At 60.9% G+C, this 16,733-nt stretch carries 13 protein-coding genes and 1 pseudogene; 9 read left to right on the top strand and 5 right to left on the bottom strand.

Annotation, left to right across the window (positions count from 1 at the left end; translation table 11 throughout):
- Position 1 precedes the first annotated feature (1 nt).
- The 3 genes and pseudogenes from ACWF6P_RS06165 to ACWF6P_RS06175 all read left to right on the top strand — a co-directional run.
- Positions 2 to 52: pseudogene (locus ACWF6P_RS06165) on the top strand (recombinase family protein); the annotation flags it as partial.
- A 142-nt stretch (positions 53 to 194) separates the two neighbouring features.
- A complete protein-coding gene (locus ACWF6P_RS06170) occupies positions 195 to 590 on the top strand; it encodes a helix-turn-helix domain-containing protein (RefSeq protein WP_452620384.1) in 396 nt (131 codons plus the stop codon).
- Positions 591 to 771: 181 nt separating this feature from the next.
- Positions 772 to 4,470, top strand: a complete 3,699-nt coding sequence (locus tag ACWF6P_RS06175) for a KAP family P-loop NTPase fold protein (protein ID WP_452620385.1) — start codon at positions 772 to 774, stop codon at positions 4,468 to 4,470.
- A 297-nt stretch (positions 4,471 to 4,767) separates the two neighbouring features.
- On the opposite strand, the gene ACWF6P_RS06180 is transcribed toward ACWF6P_RS06175, so the two are convergent.
- Positions 4,768 to 6,600 (bottom strand): APC family permease, encoded by a 1,833-nt coding sequence (locus ACWF6P_RS06180; RefSeq protein WP_452620446.1) that lies wholly within the window; start codon positions 6,598 to 6,600, stop codon positions 4,768 to 4,770.
- A gap of 303 nt (positions 6,601 to 6,903) precedes the next feature.
- On the opposite strand from ACWF6P_RS06180, the gene ACWF6P_RS06185 reads away from it, so the two are divergent.
- Together ACWF6P_RS06185 and ACWF6P_RS06190 are read left to right on the top strand one after the other, a co-directional pair.
- Positions 6,904 to 9,270 (top strand): arylsulfatase, encoded by a 2,367-nt coding sequence (locus ACWF6P_RS06185; RefSeq protein ID WP_452620386.1) that lies wholly within the window; start codon positions 6,904 to 6,906, stop codon positions 9,268 to 9,270.
- 47 nt (positions 9,271 to 9,317) lie between these two features.
- The gene (locus ACWF6P_RS06190) at positions 9,318 to 9,455 is read left to right on the top strand and encodes a hypothetical protein (RefSeq protein ID WP_452620387.1); all 138 of its coding nucleotides are present in this window, start codon (positions 9,318 to 9,320) and stop codon (positions 9,453 to 9,455) included.
- 6 nt (positions 9,456 to 9,461) lie between these two features.
- Here the strand turns inward: ACWF6P_RS06190 and ACWF6P_RS06195 are convergent, their stop codons facing one another.
- The 3 genes from ACWF6P_RS06195 to ACWF6P_RS06205 all read right to left on the bottom strand — a co-directional run bounded on the left by ACWF6P_RS06195 (position 9,462) and on the right by ACWF6P_RS06205 (position 13,253).
- On the bottom strand, positions 9,462 to 11,117 hold the full coding sequence (locus ACWF6P_RS06195; RefSeq protein ID WP_378447311.1) for an FAD-binding dehydrogenase: 1,656 nt from the start codon (positions 11,115 to 11,117) through the stop codon (positions 9,462 to 9,464).
- Positions 11,114 to 11,779 carry a TetR/AcrR family transcriptional regulator gene (locus ACWF6P_RS06200; RefSeq protein WP_452620388.1) on the bottom strand — a complete coding sequence of 222 codons (666 nt, stop codon included), beginning with the start codon at positions 11,777 to 11,779 and terminating at the stop codon, positions 11,114 to 11,116. Before ACWF6P_RS06200 ends, ACWF6P_RS06195 begins: the two co-directional genes overlap by 4 nt.
- 142 nt (positions 11,780 to 11,921) lie before the next feature.
- A complete protein-coding gene (locus tag ACWF6P_RS06205) occupies positions 11,922 to 13,253 on the bottom strand; it encodes an MFS transporter (protein ID WP_452620389.1) in 1,332 nt (443 codons plus the stop codon).
- A 157-nt stretch (positions 13,254 to 13,410) separates the two neighbouring features.
- On the opposite strand from ACWF6P_RS06205, the gene ACWF6P_RS06210 reads away from it, so the two are divergent.
- From ACWF6P_RS06210 to ACWF6P_RS06220, 3 genes are all read left to right on the top strand, one after another.
- Positions 13,411 to 14,574, top strand: a complete 1,164-nt coding sequence (locus tag ACWF6P_RS06210) for an LLM class flavin-dependent oxidoreductase (RefSeq protein WP_042447073.1) — start codon at positions 13,411 to 13,413, stop codon at positions 14,572 to 14,574.
- A 150-nt stretch (positions 14,575 to 14,724) separates the two neighbouring features.
- Entirely contained in the window at positions 14,725 to 15,261 is a 537-nt protein-coding gene (locus tag ACWF6P_RS06215) for a hypothetical protein (protein ID WP_452620390.1), read from the top strand.
- 87 nt (positions 15,262 to 15,348) lie between these two features.
- Positions 15,349 to 15,981, top strand: a complete 633-nt coding sequence (locus tag ACWF6P_RS06220) for a hypothetical protein (protein ID WP_452620391.1) — start codon at positions 15,349 to 15,351, stop codon at positions 15,979 to 15,981.
- A gap of 10 nt (positions 15,982 to 15,991) precedes the next feature.
- On the opposite strand, the gene ACWF6P_RS06225 is transcribed toward ACWF6P_RS06220, so the two are convergent.
- Positions 15,992 to 16,507, bottom strand: a complete 516-nt coding sequence (locus tag ACWF6P_RS06225; RefSeq protein ID WP_378447306.1) for a CGNR zinc finger domain-containing protein — start codon at positions 16,505 to 16,507, stop codon at positions 15,992 to 15,994.
- Positions 16,508 to 16,532: 25 nt separating this feature from the next.
- On the opposite strand from ACWF6P_RS06225, the gene ACWF6P_RS06230 reads away from it, so the two are divergent.
- Positions 16,533 to 16,724, top strand: coding sequence for a hypothetical protein (locus ACWF6P_RS06230; protein WP_039973125.1), 192 nt, complete (start codon positions 16,533 to 16,535; stop codon positions 16,722 to 16,724).
- Positions 16,725 to 16,733 lie beyond the last annotated feature (9 nt).

The following is a 16,733-nucleotide window of genomic DNA, read 5'->3' on the forward strand; positions in this document are numbered from 1 at the left end:
CGTGTGGCGACTCGATCGACTCGGCCGCTCACTGCCTCACCTGATCGAGACGGTCATCCAACTCGAAGCGAGAGGGGTGGCGTTCAAATCCTTGACAGAAGAGATCAACACGGCCACACCCCGGTGGCAAGCTGATCTTCCACATCTTCGGAGCCCTAGCGGAATTCGAACGCAACCTCATCCGCGAACGCACCATGGCAGGACTCTCCGCAGCTCGCGATCGCGGCCGCGTCGGAGGCCGGCCATCCTCGCTGACCGCGGCGAAGAAACGGCAAGCCAACAAAATGCGCGGCGATGGCGTATCAATGACAGAAATCGCCGAAGTGTTGAACGTCGCCCGCAGCACCCTTTATCGGAACTTGCAGCGAGAAAACAGCTTTGACATGAAGCAGCGGGTTCTCGGCTACCCGAAATGCACACTGAATTGTTTGGCAGGGTTTTCGTCGCAACTGACCCGAGGCTCCTATGCTGTCGGCTGGAAACTACCCCTTAGTGAATTTTTTTACGGACAGTCAAAATGGATCCGAAAAATCGCATTTCCGCAGGTGAAACCTGTAACGGAGGGGGGTGCGATTGTCTGGTGGCGATAGTCATAATGCACACCGAAAGTGCAAGAAGGTACTGAGACGGTTTCGTGAAGCGGTCCCGATAAACTAAACCAGCCTGGCGATACGTAGGCGACCGGCGTGTGCGGCCTCCGAACTGCGCACGATCCGTACAAGATAGACGAGCTGCATTTCCACTCTTCAAAACCATTGACGGAGCACATCCATGTCGCGAGAAACTTCCAAGCAAACGGGGGAGCCCAAACTGCACCCCGACGACCTATTGGATGACCGCGAACTTGCGGCCGTGAAAGATGACCGTCTCGCGCACGCGGGAATCGTCGACCAACTCGCGGTCCTCGCTACGACAGTAACAATGCCTTCCAATATCGCCCTGTACGGACCGTGGGGGTCCGGGAAGAGCGGAATTGCCAACCTGCTCAAGAACAAGATCGACGGGCACAGCGATGTTCGCTGCGTACGTTTTGATGCGTTCAAATACGCGGACGTGCCGCTACGGCGGAACTTCATCAGCGCTGTCGCGAGCGAACTCGGATGCAAGCAGTCCAAGTATCACGAGGATCTCTACAGCGGCCGGACCAAGACCGAAATCAAGGTTCCGACAACCACCATCGTGAAGCTGTTGGGTGTCTTCGCGTTGCTGCTTCTCGGTCTCACGGCGATCCTCGCGGTCGTAGTGTCAGCCGTTGCCTTCGGCCAGAGCCGCATCGGGGCACACTCGGACTTCGGGGTCGAGTTCAAGTCATTGTCCAAGCAGGTCGTGCTGGCGGGTCTTGTACCGGCCACTCTGCTCGCCGCGCTGATCACGTTGGCGAGCAAGACGTTCGGCGTCGATCACAGCCTTGCGAAGCCAGACAGCGACGAGCAGTTCGAGAAAATATTTAAGGATTTGGTCTCTGCCGCGGGAGCCAAGCGTCTCGTCGTCTTCGTGGATGAACTCGATCGGTGTTCGGCCAGCGAGGTGGTTACCACCCTCGATACCATCCGGACGTTCCTAGGCATTGACCGGTGTGTCTTCATCGTGGCTGCAGACCAGAACGTGTTGGAGGGAGCGCTCACCCGAGCTGCAAAGCAGGACACCCCGGCCGACGACACCAACCCGTACTACAGCACCGGCAGCGCGTACCTGGACAAAGTCTTTCAATACCAACTGAGCCTGCCGCCGCTACTGACTCAAAGCGTCAGCAAGTACGCGACAACGCTCGTCGAAAACCGCAAAGGTTTGTGGGCAGAGGTCAACCGCGAGTATGTGCTCTCGGTCCTCATCCCCACCCACGTCACCAGCCCCCGACGCGTCAAGCACCTGCTCAACACGTTTGCGCTGACCTATCGGCTCGCTCAGGAACGTCACAACTCAGATCTCCTGGCAGAGGATCCGCGTACGAACGCGGCCGCCCTTGCGCGACTGGTCTGTCTTCGAGTGGAGTTCCCGCTATTCGCCCGACACCTCGAAGTCGATGCCAACCTTCCGGCACTCGTACTTCAGCTAGTGCGGGACAAGGACGCGAAACTGCCTGCCGGAACCTCGGACCGCGCCAAAGAAATCGCCAGGTCGTACGCACTCGAGAGCGCCGCCCCCAGCATCGTTCTTGTCGAGGACGAACCGGACGGTGATGATGAGGCCGATCACCGTGCGACTCAGATCGGCAAGGCACACAACAAACAACTGCTCAACTACCTGAGCCGGACCCGCCAGGTACGGGGTCCGTCTCGGGACATGATCTACATGCAGAGCACCGGAACAGTCTTTGGGCTGGACGGTGAACTTGCGCTCGCGGTCGAGCGCGCTGCGGAAGATGCGGACATCGGAACACTGCAACGACACCTCGATGGGCTCGACGAAGCTGCGCGGGAAGGGGTACTGCTGGTCCTGACCAACCAAATCCGGACAGGCGCCGGGCTCGCCGGACCGAATGCCGCACGGTCTTTCCTGCTGCTCACCGAAGCTAACCCATCCCTTCCCGTAGCCAAGGTGGCAGACACCGTCGCCGAAGCTATCTGCGTTCTCGACGACGACAACACCGAGTTCCTCGACGAAGACACAGCCGAGAGTGCCTGGACACTCACCAAGGTCGGATCCGAGGCGAGCGCACCCGCACTGCGCCGCCGTGTCATCGCAGCGATCACGAGCCCCGGCTTCACTGCACCGGACTTCTTCTTCCGTGACGCGGCACTCGCACTGGACGCCGACCCCGCGATCGTCGCTAACTATCTGTCCGCTCGCATCGTGTCAGAATCCGGCCCTACAACGATCGCTCGCCTTTTCGAACTTTCCGACGACGACCTCCTCAAGGTCATCACCACCACGCAGACCCGAGTTTCCACACTTGTCAGCGAAACGGAGCAAACCCATGCAGAATGGGTCACCGAGCAGAAGGCAGCGGCCAATGCAACCGCAGCGGCAACGACGATAACCGAGGAACCCGAGCCTGAACCTTTCTCCCCCAAGGCGGCGCTTGATGCTCTCGCAGACAATTCCGGCACGCGGGAAACGCCGCTCCAGCATCTGGTCCTGCGCCTTCTTCTGAAAATCGACGTGAGAGACGCTCGCGATGCCGCGCTCCGGCTGCTCAGCAAGACCGAGCCCACCAGCGAAACCGGCCTTGCAACCAGCATCCTCGAAGCAACCCGTAAACGGGGCGTCGGCGGCTGGAATAACTGGCTGACCGGCATCGCCCCCTCGGTAATAGACGCCACGCACGCCGAGCCATTGAAGAAGCTTGTGGTGAAGGCATGGAGTAGTTGGGAAGGCCTGGACGTCATTCACTCCGCCCTCGACGCGCTCGCGCCGCTTACTGCCAACTTGCCTGACGGCAGCATCCCAAGTCTGAACTCAGACGTGCTCGAAGTCGTCGAGAACCACGTCACCACTACAGAAGAAGCCAGTGAACGCCGAGACGCCCTCGCTCGAGCGCGGCTCTTCGCTTCGGCAGGTGTCCTCGACTTCGACCGGGTCCTTTTGGCTGTGGCACGCTCCCTGCAAGACACTCTTGCGGAGACGCTCGAACCGGTTGCTGCCGACGACCCGCTGTACCGGTACCTAATAGACGACGGCACGGAGGCCGTACGCGTGTCCGCTGACCAGCTGGAAGACCAGGAGGTTCGAGGGCTACTGGCCGAAGCAGCGGAGAGCCCATGGCTCGATGACCTCGGACACGTCGCCATGCCCCTCGCCCTCGCTCAGGCGATCGGGTCCACTCACGTGCACACCACCGATCTGCCAACAGTCCAGGTCATGGTCGACGTCGCCTCCAACTACGAACAAGCGGCTGTTCACGCCGCCGCACTTTGGCTCGAATTAACCCATCCGGACCCCGATGGCTTCGCAGCCGTATACGAACCCCTGCGACGAACCGACGCCTACGCATCCGAGCTCAAGAACGCAGCCAACGAGGTGCACCGAGGATGGACAGCGGAGCAGCACCGCGCGCTACTCGACAAGTACCTCGTCGTCGCCGAGCCCGATATCCCAAACAACGCGGTGCTGGATGTGCTCGGCCTCGCCAACGCGGACGAAACCCAGGTCGCTGAACTGCTCATCAGCCGCTTCTCAGCCGCAACGAATAACGCCCGACGACAGGCCGTAATTGCTTTATGGGACAGAGCGGAAATCAAGGACAATGCGGTGCGACGTCAACTAGTCGAGACGATCATCTACGGACTTTTCGACTTAAAATCTACGAGCGGCAACGTCGGGGCAGCCGAGCTCGCTCTCAACGCCCTCAACAGCGTCGGCAACCCACTCCCGCCGCGTATCAAGGGCGCGCTAGGCAAGCGCGTCAAAAACGCAGTGACCGGTACCAAGAGTTTGGAAGACAAGGCTCTCGTTGTGCTACCGGCCCTCGGCTACGACACTACGACGAACTTCTTCGGAAGATCTAAACGCGTCCGTTATGACGACTGACCGAAGGCAGTTCGCTGCGTCTGCGTCCGCTCGTTCACGATTGGTGCCTTTCGATTCACGACGAACAGTCGTTGCCCGGCACTCGGAAATTCCCGAGTTGACCGCCAAGGCGATCCGCAACCAGCTCGGAGTGGCCGAGCCACGTCAGGGAAAGGGCAAGAAATGAAGGTCAAAGCACACGCGGTCCGATCAGGCGACTGGTGGTCGGGTCGACCATGGCGTTGATCGGGATCTCGGCATATGGGCTAGTCCCGGTGGCACTGGCATGCTGTTCGGGACCTCGCTCTGAGGGTCGGCTCATGCGCGCAGGGCGGGATCGCGGTGAGCCGGATCGATCCGGACCGGAATCTGACACACCACGGCCTCGGTGTGTTTGCGCAGTGCATGAGCGATCTCATCGGTCCGTTGGCTCGGGAGGAACCGGTGCCATCTGGTCGCCGGGTCGATGGTGGCGACTACGACAAAGGTTTCTCGGTGGGGGAAGTGTGTGCGGATGTATCGAGCGAGAGTGTTCCCCACCGAATTCTCGGTGTCCTCGATGACGATCAAACGCGAATTCGGGTGTCGGGCTTGCCATCGGCGTGTGAAGTCCGTCGTCGATTCGTGGGCCAGGCAGACTCGAATTGCGATGGGCTGTGACGACATCGCTGTTGCTGCGGCCATCGCGCGGGTGGAGAGTGACGTAATTTCCGACACGGGTACCAGCACCGCTGGTTTGTATCCGATGGACAGAGAATCGTTGTCACTCTGAACGGTCAGTCGGGCACCGAGATGCGTGTACGCGCCGCGGATGCGTTCCATGCCGAGGACGAGCGCAGGGAGGGCGAAAGCGATCAGCCAGGCTCCCTCGGTGAACTTCGTGGCGGTGGTCACCACTGCTGCGATCGAGGTCAACGAAGCGCCGAAACCGTTGAGCGCCAATCGCCACTTCCAGCCCGGTGTCCGTTCGGCGAGCCAGTGGCGCACCATGCCGAACTGCGCGAGCGTGAATCCGATGAACACACCAATGGCGAACAGCGGCACCAAGGTGTTCATGTTTCCACCCGATCCGATGAGCAGGAGAGCGCCGACGCCGCCGAGCGACAAGACGCCGTACGTGAAGACGTCGCGCGTCGACTTTCGGCTGAAGCGGTGCGGGAGCACGTTGTCGTCCGCGAGGATCCGCATCAGGTTAGGGAGTCCGCCGTACGAGGTGTTCGCGGCCAACGCCAGCAGAATCACGGTGGAGAATTGGACGACGTAGTAGCCCAAACCATTTCCGAGGGCAGCAGAAGTGAGTTGCGACAGGACTGTTGTTCCAGGGACCGGGGCGAGCGAGAACTTCTCGATCAACACAGCGAGTCCGATCAGCATGGTGCCCAACAGGATTCCCAAAGCAACTTCGGCACGCTGAGCGCTACGCACGCGAGGCTTCTTGAAACTGGGTACCGCATTGGCGATGGCCTCGACGCCGGTCAAAGCGGCGCAACCACTCGAAAATGCCTTGAGCAGAAGGAGAATGCCGATCGTGTGTGCGTTGTCGGCGAGGAAGGGAGCCGTAGCGGCGGCAGGGTTTTCCCGTAGTAGTCCGGCACCGATCACCGTGAAGATGCTGACGACAAAAACCACGGTGGGCAACATGAATACCCGCGCGGAATCTGCGATGCCCCGTAGATTCAGTGCAGTGATGCCGCCGAGTATCGCCAGTGCGATCCAGACCGTATAGGGAAGAAGCACAGGGAAGGCGGAGGTCAGAGCCGCGACACCGGCTGCGATCGACACCGCGACGTTGAGGGTGTAGTCGACGATCAACGACGCGGCGGCAGTCAGGCTTGCTCGAGGACTCAGATGCTTCTTTGCGACGGCGTAGGCGCCACCGCCTTCGGGAAATGCAGCGATCACTTGGCGGTACGACGCCACCAGAACCACAAGCAGCACCGCGATGGCGATCGTCACCGGCACGGTGAACCCGATCCCCGCGCCGCCGGCGAGGGCCAACACCAACACGATGGCCTCTGGACCGTACGACACCGAGGCCATCGCGTCGAGCGAAAGGCCCGCCAGTCCGGTTGCGACGGAGAGCTTCTGCTTCTCCGGTCCACGGCCGGGGCGGGTGGTCGACGATATGACCCCACGGTATCCGAGTATCACTGCATGTCTCACCGACTCAGTATCGATACTTCCCGTTGAGCTGAGACCGATCTTGACGATGCCTTGACGCGATGGCCCGCCAATCTGTACAGGCTCACGACGGCGGCTCGAGTGGGGGCGCGTAGCAAACTCGCTAAACGAAGACATGCCCGGTCTCGGTGGGATCCAAACGTGCGGGCTGATCCACACTTCAAGCCTCCACGCTGCGGCGATGGTGCGCCTTCACCCGAAACGGATGATGTCGACGCTGTCGTGATCCTGAAACGCTTGAAAGAGCGTACGAGCGACAGAAGGCGAGACGTCATGACGGATCCGACAGGCCAGAGCCGCGCTGTACTACCGATCCCGGATCGACAACATCTTGGTCTGGTGACGTACGACGCGAAGGATCCGGACACCGAGTTTCCGCCGATCACTCCGCTACTGCCGCCGGCCGGGGCGCCCAATGTTCTGGTGATCCTGTTGGACGACGTGGGGTACGGGGCGAGCAGTGCTTTCGGCGGACCAGCAGACACTCCGACTGCCGAGCGACTACAACGTGATGGGCTCACATACACGCGGTTTCACACGACGGCACTGTGCGCTCCGACCCGCGCCGCTCTCCTGAGCGGGCGCAATCATCACTCGGTCGGAATGGGGTCGGTCACCGAGACCGCGACCTCAGCTCCTGGCCTTTCCGGTCTACGCCCGAATACCAAAGCAGCACTGCCGATGACGTTGAAGCTCAACGGATATTCGACGGCGCAGTTCGGCAAGTGCCACGAGGTGCCGCCGTGGCAAACGTCACCGGTGGGACCGTTCACGTCGTGGCCGACGGGAGAGGGCGGTTTCGAGCACTTCTACGGATTCATCGGCGGGGAGAACAACCAGTATTACCCGGCGTTGTACGAGGGCGTTGCGCCCGTCGAGCCCGACAAGACACCAGAGGAGGGTTACCACCTCACCGAAGACTTGGCCGACCACGCGATCGACTGGGTCCGGATGCAGAAGTCCCTGGCTCCGGACAAGCCGTTCTTCGTCTACTTTGCTCCCGGCGCTACCCATGCACCGCACCATGTGCCGAAGGAGTGGGCCGACAAGTACGAGGGCCGGTTCGCAGGAGGTTGGGACGCTCAACGCGAGTCGATTCTCGAGCAGCAGAAGCAGCGGGGAGTCGTTCCCGCGGATGCGGTTCTCACCCCTCGTCCCGAGGCCATTCCGGCGTGGGAAGACATGAGTGAGGAATTGAAGCCTGTCCTCGAACGCCAAATGGAAGTTTATGCAGGCTTTCTCGAACACACCGATTTTCATGTCGGCCGGCTTGTCGACGCGATCGAAGAACTCGGAGCTCTCGACAACACGCTGGTGTACTACATCATCGGAGACAACGGAGCGTCCGCGGAGGGGACGATCAACGGAGCCTTCAACGAGATGGCCAATTTCAACGGACTCGCTGCCATCGAGACACCGGAATTCATGGCCGAGGTCAAGGACAAGTTTGGTACCAAGGACGCGTACAACCACTATTCCGTGGGCTGGGCGTGGGCAATGTGTACGCCGTATCAGTGGACGAAACAAGTTGCGTCGCATTGGGGTGGTACTCGAAACGGGACGATCGTGCACTGGCCGGCAGGGATTCGAACCAAGGGTGAGACGCGGTCACAGTTCACGCACGTCATCGACGTCGCGCCGACGATCCTCGAAGCCGCGAAACTACCGGAACCGACCTTCGTCAACGGCGTCCAACAATCTCCCGTCGAGGGGACCGGCATGGTCTATACCTTCGACGACGCCGAAGCCCCGGAACGCCACGATCTGCAGTACTTCGAGATGGCCGGCAATCGCGGTATCTATTACAAGGGTTGGAGTGCGGTCACCAGGCACAGCACTCCGTGGCTGTTCGCGGAGGTACTCCCCGCTCTCGACGACGATGTCTGGGAACTTTACGACGGGTCGCAGGATTGGACGCAGTCCAAAGATCTGTCCGCCGAGATGCCGGAGAAACTTGCTGCACTGCAACGTTTGTGGTTGATCGAAGCGGTCAAGTACAACGTGCTCCCCATCGACGACCGAAGATTCGAGAGGTTCAATCCTCACATCGCGGGGCGCCCGCAGTTGGTGTCCGGGAACAGACAGGTTCTGTTTCCCGGAATGAAGCGACTGAGCGAGCACAGCGTGCTGAGCATCAAAAACCGATCGTTCAGTGTCACTGCAGCTGTCGACGTCGCGGATGGCATCACAGCAAATGGTGTGATGATCGCGCAGGGAGGCAGGTTCGGGGGCTGGGCACTCTACGCGCGGGAAGGTCGCACCAAATTCGTCTACAACTTACTGGGCATGACCGAGTTCGTCATCGGATCCGACGTTGACATTCCGGCAGGATCACACCAGATCAGGGCTGAGTTTGCCTACGACGGAGGTGGTCTCGCGAGAGGCGGCGGGGTCACGATCTACCACGACGGTCGCGAAGTGGGCTCGGGTCGCGTCGAGCAGACGCAACCGATGGTTTTCTCCGCCGACGAGACTACCGACATCGGTGACGACTACGGCATGCCTGTCAGTGTTGATTACAGTGGCGCAACCACATTCAACGGCCGTATCGACGTCGTGCAGATCGATGTCGGTGACGACGACCATACCCACCTGATCGATCCGGAGGAGGTGGCGCGAGTGGCGGTGTCCAGACAGTGATTCCACCGACAAGTACAACAGTCGCCATCTCCCGAGGGAGGGTCGCAATGCCGACCGTCATCCGAAGTGTTCACGATCTGGTTCGCCATGCGCGGGGACCGACGCACCATCACCACCATCAATCCGTGCACGAGGCGCGGCGAATGCGTGCCCACCACATTCTGGTCACGCATTCGCTCGCCTGATTCGGGTTACAGGTCGCGCGCCAGTGCCCGCCCGGCTGCGCGGCCCGAGAAGATGCACCCACCGAGGAAGGTCCCTTCGAGCGCGCTGTAGCCGTGGACTCCGCCGCCGCCGAAACCTGCGACCTCGCCGGCTGCGTACAGGCCGTCGAAGACACTGCCGTCGGCCTTGATGACCTGTGAATCCAGGTTGGTTTCCAAGCCTCCGAGAGTCTTGCGGGTGAGCAGGTGCAACCGGACCGCAATCAGTGGGCCGTTCTTGGGGTCCAGGATCTTGTGCGGCGCAACAACTCGCACGATCTTGTCTGCCAACAGATTACGCGCACCGTGGATGGCGGTGACTTGAAAGTCCTTGCTGTACTTGTTGTCGACTTCGCGGTCGCGGGCGATCATCTCACGCTCGATGTCCTCGTAGTCCAGGAGCGGTTCGTCGGTGAGGGCGTTCATGCCGTCGACCAGATCGCGAAGGTTGTTGCGCACAACGAAGTCGGCACCCTTCTGCTTGAACGCTTCGACCGGTCCCGGCGCGCCCTTCTTGATTCGTTCGAGGAGGAGCTTGAAGTCGCGATTGGTGAAGTCAGGGTTCTGTTCCGATCCCGAGAGTGCGAACTCCTTCTCGATGATCTTCTGGTCGAGGATGAACCACGTGTACTCGTGGCCGCTGTCCAGGATGTACTTGAAGGTCCCCATCGTGTCGAAGCCCGGGAAGTTGGGGACCGGCAGACGCTTGCCGGTGGCGTCGAACCACATCGAGGACGGTCCTGGGATGATGCGGATTCCGTGGTTCGGCCAGATCGGATTCCAGTTCTGGATGCCTTCGGTGTAGTGCCACATGCGGTCGCGGTTGACGATGTTTCCGCCCGCGGATTCGGTGATTTCGAGCATGCGCCCGTCGACGTGCGCCGGCACTCCAGTCAACATGTGCTTCGGAGCCGTGCCGAGTCGCTCCGGCCAATTCTTCTTCACCAGTTCGTAGTTTCCGCCGATACCGCCGGAGGTCACCACGACGGCCTGTGCGGCGAACTCGAACTCACCGACGGGAGTGCGTGAGCTCTTCACACCGCGCAGATCACTGGAAGGTTCGAGGACGGTTCCTCGTACACCGGTGACCGCGCCGTCGGTGACCACCAACTGATCCACCTGGTGGCGGTGCTTGAACGTGACAAGTCCGCGTTTCTGGGCAGCGATGACCTTGGTCAGAAAAACGTCGACGACGCCAGGTCCCGTTCCCCAGGTGAGGTGGAAGCGCGGCACCGAATTGCCGTGTCCGAGAGCCATTCCGCGCCCGCGTTCGGCCCAGCCGACGTTGGGCATCAGGCGAAGCCCCAGATCGTGCAGGTACTGACGCTTGTCTCCGGCTGCGAACTCGACGTATGCCTTGGCCCACTGACGCGGCCAGTGATCTTCGCGGTCGCGGTCGAATGCGGCAGTGCCCATCCAGTCCTGCATGGCCAACTCGAGGGAGTCCTTGATGCCGAGTCGGCGTTGTTCGGGGCTGTTCACGAGGAAGAGTCCGCCGAGAGACCAGAATGCCTGCGCACCGAGGTTGGCAGCGTTCTCCTGTTCCACCACAAGGACTTTGCGGCCGGCGCGCGTCAGTTCGTAGGTGGCGACCAGTCCCGCCAGCCCTGCCCCGACAACGATGACGTCAGCTTGTTCGCTCACGACAGCTCCTCTTCCGATTGGTTGTTCTGGATTATTTCGCTGTAGGACAGCAGAATTCGAGTGAAGATATCGCGGCGCAACGCGAAGGCCGCGTTGGTGTCGGTATCGACGAGGCACTGCACGCTGGTGCCGTCGTGTACGGCGACCAGCGCCCGTCCCAACGACGTCGGGTCACCGACGATTGTTCGCCCGACATCGCTGAGTGCGACCTCCACGATGGGAAGCAGCGTTCGAAGGATTGCATCTTCGCGATCGGCGAGGGCTTTGCGAAGTGCCGGGTTGCGGAGAGCGTGGGCGGTGAACTCGGCGTTGATTCGGTACCACTGCGGGTCGACCGGAACCACCGCCACGATCCGGGCCACGGCGGCGTGGATATCGACGGTGTTACCGGCGGTGATCGATTCCGTCGCCAACCGCAGATCGGCGAGCATTGCTGCAGATCGCTGCTCCCACATCGCGAAGAACAATTCGTCGAGTGAATCGAAGTTGGAGTAGAACGCGCCCCTGGAGTACCCGCCGCGTTCGCAGATCTGCTCGACGGTGGCGTGTCCGAACCCGGATTCGGAGAAGACGTCCGCGGCCGCGTCCAGAAGGCGCTGCCGGGTCTGACCACGGCGTTTGGTGACACGCTTGGCCGGCGAGTTGTCCGTTCCAGTCGTCATCGGCGCCTCCGTCGGGATGGAACCCAAACGATACACCGATGTATCCGATGCGTGGGCGTATCTCGATCGGAATCTACTTGTCCGGTATTTCTATGAATATCTAGCAAATATGCAAGAGATGGAGATATTTAGATGTCATCCACTACAGGTACAGATCACGCTTCCTGATCGCCGCAGTGGCGACGACGCTGATCGCCGAGGTGGCCACCAGATATCCACAGGCCAGCCACGGTGAACCGCCGGTGGCGCCGATCAGTGCAGTAAGGATCAGGGGAGTGACGCCGGAGGCGTAGATACCCGAGAACTGGTAGACGACCGACAATCCGGTGTACCGGATTTCGGTGGGGTACAGGCTCGCGTAGAGCGTTCCCTGGGCTCCGTAGAACAAGGCGTGAATCACTCCGAAGACCACGATCATCGCGAGTCCGAAGAGCAGAAGGTTTTCGGTCCCGAACAGTGCGAAAGCGGGGAAGATCGCGAGTCCGTACGCGGCGATGCCCACGATGTAGACCCGTTGCGGACCGAACCGATCAGTGAGCAGGCCGGAGAACGGCAGCAAGATCGCCATGACAACTGCGGCGACAGTGACCACGAGGAGTACGGGCACCTTCTCGAAATGCAGAGTCTTGGTTGCATAGGTGATTGCAAAGACGCCCCAGGTGTTGAAGGCGGCGCCCTCGCCCCAGCGAGACAGCATGCCCAGTACGGTGTTTCGTGCAACCCTTCCTTGGAAGACTTCCTTGAGCGGTGCGGAGGAGCGTTGTTCGAGGTCGCGAACTGCCTGAAATGCCGGCGTCTCGTCGACCTTCAATCGGACCACCAACCCCACGATCACGAGCACCAAGCTCAGAACGAAGGCTATGCGCCAGCCGAAACGGAGAAACTGTTCGTCGTCGAAGACCGTTTGAAGTAGCGCGAACATTCCTGTGCCCAAGGCCAACCCGAGAGCCAGCCCGATCTGCGGGATGCTGCCGAACAAGCCGCGCTTCTTCTCCGGGCTGTGTTCCACTGCCAGAAGAACAGCTCCGGCCCACTCACCGCCGAGTGCAAATCCCTGCAGGATTCGAAGTAGCAGAAGCAGAATCGGTGCCACGACACCGATTTGAGCGGCCGTCGGTAGAACGCCCATGAGCGCCGTCGCGATACCCATGATGAACATCGTGAGCGCAAGCGTTTTCTTGCGCCCGATGCGATCGCCGATGTGACCGAACACCACTCCGCCGATCGGGCGAACGAGAAAGCCGACCGCAAAGGTCGCAAAAGAAAGCATGGTCCCGACAAAGGAACTCTGGTTCGGGAAGAACAGTTGGTTGAAGACGAGGCTGGCGGCCGTCGCGTAGAGGAAGAAGTCGTACCACTCGACCGTCGTGCCGAGCAGGCTTGCTGCGACGACGGTTCTCAGCCTGGAACGTCGCTCATCGTCGGTCTCGTTCGAGAACGGTGAATTGTGCTCGACTTCGGCAAACGTAGTCATCGGAGCCCCTGGGTAGCGGTGCAAATTCACGAACGTATCGCCGGGACTGAAAGTGGGCACCCCTAGAGATCAGGGTGATTTCAACCCTGTTCTTCGAGGTGGAGTGTGGATGTAATGACAGAAGAGTTCTGCCTGTTCGTCGACGAAAGGAATCACCGTGTCACTGCGCTTCCACTGGTTCTTGCCTACTTATGGTGATTCTCGGAATCTGATGGCGGGTGGGCACGGCAGCTCGATGTCCGGTGATCGTCCGGCGACGCTGAAGTACCTCAATCAGATCGGTGCGGCCGCGGAGACGAACGGCTTCGAAGCAGTCCTCACACCCACGGGCGCGTGGTGCGAAGACGCATGGCTGACGACGGCGATGATGGTCGAGACCACCGAGACGCTCAAGTTTCTGGTTGCTCTGCGCCCGGGATTGCTCAGCCCCACGTTGGCTGCCCAGATGGCCGCGACCTTCCAGTGGCAGTCGGGCGGTCGCCTGCTGCTCAACGTCGTGACCGGTGGAGAGGACCACGAGCAGCGCACGTTCGGTGACTTCCTCGACAAGAACCAGCGGTACGCACGCTGCGGCGAGTTCCTCGACGTGATCCGCCAGCTGTGGTCCGGTAACGGTCCGGTTGATTTTTCCGGCGAGTACGTCAACGTGGAAAAAGCTACGCTGCAGCGTATTCCGGATCCGGTACCGCCCATCTTCTTCGGCGGATCCTCGCCGGCAGCCGGAACCGTCGCATCGCGCTACGCGGACACCTACCTCACCTGGGGTGAGACGCCGTCCGCCGTCGCCGCCAAGATCGCCTGGATCCGCGACCTCGCGGAAGTTCAAGGACGCCATCTCGATTACGGAATCCGTTTGCACGTCATCAGCCGGGACACCTCGGAACAGGCGTGGGCAGAAGCGGATCGGCTGCTCAGTGCGCTCGACCCGGCGACCGTCGAGCAGGCTCAGGCGAGTCTTGCGCGATCCGGCTCCGAAGGTCAGCGTCGGATGCTCGAATTGCACGGCGGCGGTTCGGCATACAAAGAGGGTGTCGGAGCGAGGTCGCTGGAAATTGCGCCGAACCTGTGGACCGGCGTCGGATTGGTCCGAGGGGGAGCGGGTACCGCATTGGTCGGTTCGCACCAAGAAGTGGCCGATCGGATTGCCGAGTACGCGGCGATCGGCCTGGATCACTTCGTACTGTCGGGTTATCCGCATCTCGAAGAGGCGTATCAGTTCGGTGAGGGCGTGCGTCCGATCCTCGAAAAGCGTGGATTGGTCGCACCGCACGGTTCGGTAGGCGGACCGGTGCGTACGCCCTTCGTCTCCAGCGGGAATTGAGTCGAAGAGCGAGCTCTTCGAGAAGGGGACGTTTGTCCCGATTTTTCGGGCATGACCTCCCGGCGGGACCATTGGGCCATTTCGGGCGCTAGATCCGATCTAGGCTGCGCACTGTTGCCGAACTCAAGGCGCAGTACGAAAGGATCCTCGATGAAGCTGGGCACGAGTGGAGTACGTCGTGTAGTGGGAACCGTGGCCGTTGCCGCTGCAACCGCGGCAGGCGTCGCGATGGTCAATCCTGCAACTGCGTCGGCCGAGGTGGTCCCGCCGGTCGTCTCGTACAAGGTGACCGGAAACGATCTGGCACTGACGATCACGAACAACAACACGGGCATTGCCCCGTTGTGCCAGGCGTTTGTCATCAATGCCGCGGATTCTGCTGCCGTGCTTGACGATCCGTTGAAGCTGCTCGATCCGAACCTTGTGGTGTACCCCAAGATCACCGATCCGAAGTCTCTGTTCGCCGTGGGCAAGGGGCAGACGGTCACCAATACCGTGACCGATGTTCCGGACGGGACTTACGCGGTGCTCGGTGCCTGCTCCGATCTTCTCGATCTCGAGACGTTGGGTAAGCCCGTTCCTGGCGTGCCGAGCCTCGTTGTCATCGGTGGACCGTTCAGCGGCATCAATACCGGAAGCCTGAGCGACCTGTTCGGCAGCGGCAGCCTCGAAGGACTTTTCGGGTAGCTCAGCGTCTGTCTCCCCAAATTTCCGACTGAGCGGTCTATTCTTCAGGCATCTGGTGATCTGACCGACTTGCCTGGAGGTTCGGAAATGCGAAGTCGTGGCTTCATACGAGCTTGCGGAAGCATCGCTGCGGCGTCGGCCGCCGTCGTGGGACTGGTTGTGATGTCTCCGGCGACGGCGTCGGCAGCACCGGCGATTCTCCCGCCGCCGGTGTCGGTGGGCGCAGCGGACAATGCGATCACCTTCACCATCACCAATCCGAATCCGCGGTTCAGCTTCATCAACTGCACGGTGGCGATCCTCAATGCCAGGGATGTCCCCGACGTGATTCGTGACCCGGCAAAACTGCTCCAGCCTGGCGTGCTGGTGTATCCGACCGTCAGCAACATCCTCGATTTGTTTGCCGTCTCGCCTGGCCAGACGATCACCCGGACCGTCGGTAATCTGCCCGCTGGGGTCTACGCCGTCGCGGGAGCGTGCGTTCGACTCCTCGATCCCACCAACCCGACTATTGCCATTCCGCAGGCCGTCGTGGTCGGCGGCTGGTTCGAGGGCGCCGGAACCGGAAGTCTCTCAGGTTCTTTGGAGGACCTGGGATACAACACGGTTCAGGACTTGATCGACGCGTGGAATCGGATCAGTTCGGGAAGCAGCAGCGGCAGCTTCCAGTCCGACTACCAAGGTGGCTCGGACTTCGAGGTGGTCGGTCCGACGTCGTAGTCGGTACAGCTCACTTGCGCGCGCGGTGGCGTCGCACCGCGTCGCGATTCGCACACGTGGGGGAGCAGTACCGCTGATTGCCGTTGCGTGAGGTGTCCGCGTAGATGTTGGTGCACTCGTCCAGGGTGCACCGACCTAATCGGTGCATTCCGCGGCCGACGAGGTGCAGCGCCGTGCCTACCGAGAAGAGGGCCTTGAGGACCTCGGCGAGCGACTGTTGCGGATCGCGATAGTGCAGATGCCATCCGTCGTTGGCGTGGTTGGTCATGCGCGGATATGCCGACGCTTGCTCGAGCATGACGTTCACCAACTCGGCGCGGGCAGCCTCGTCCGTGACGTCGACGATCTTCGACCACTCGATCAGAAGATCGAGGGTCTCGTCGAGATCTTTCTCGGCGATGGGGAAATCGAGAATGATGCCAGCGTCGACGCAGCGTTCGACCAACTCGGCCAAGGATGTGGGATTTCGATTGGCCAGGTCGGCTGCCAACGTCACCGCATATTCGCCGTAAGGGTTGAGATGCACAATGCCATTACATCATGCTCGTCGTATGAAGAAAACAGATTTCGCGCCGATAAGTTGCATCCACCGCTGGGAGATCGAATCTCGGCATCGGACCAGCGAGGGGACGGTCACCTACCTGCGCTGCCATTGCGGGTCGTGGCAGACCTTGCTCGCCGAATGGGTGTCGGGCGGTGCGGGCTCGGCCGTCGCCGCGCCGATCAAGGTCAGGTCCAGGTAATGGTCAGCT

It is taken from the genome of Rhodococcus sp. NPDC055024, from assembly GCF_053608585.1.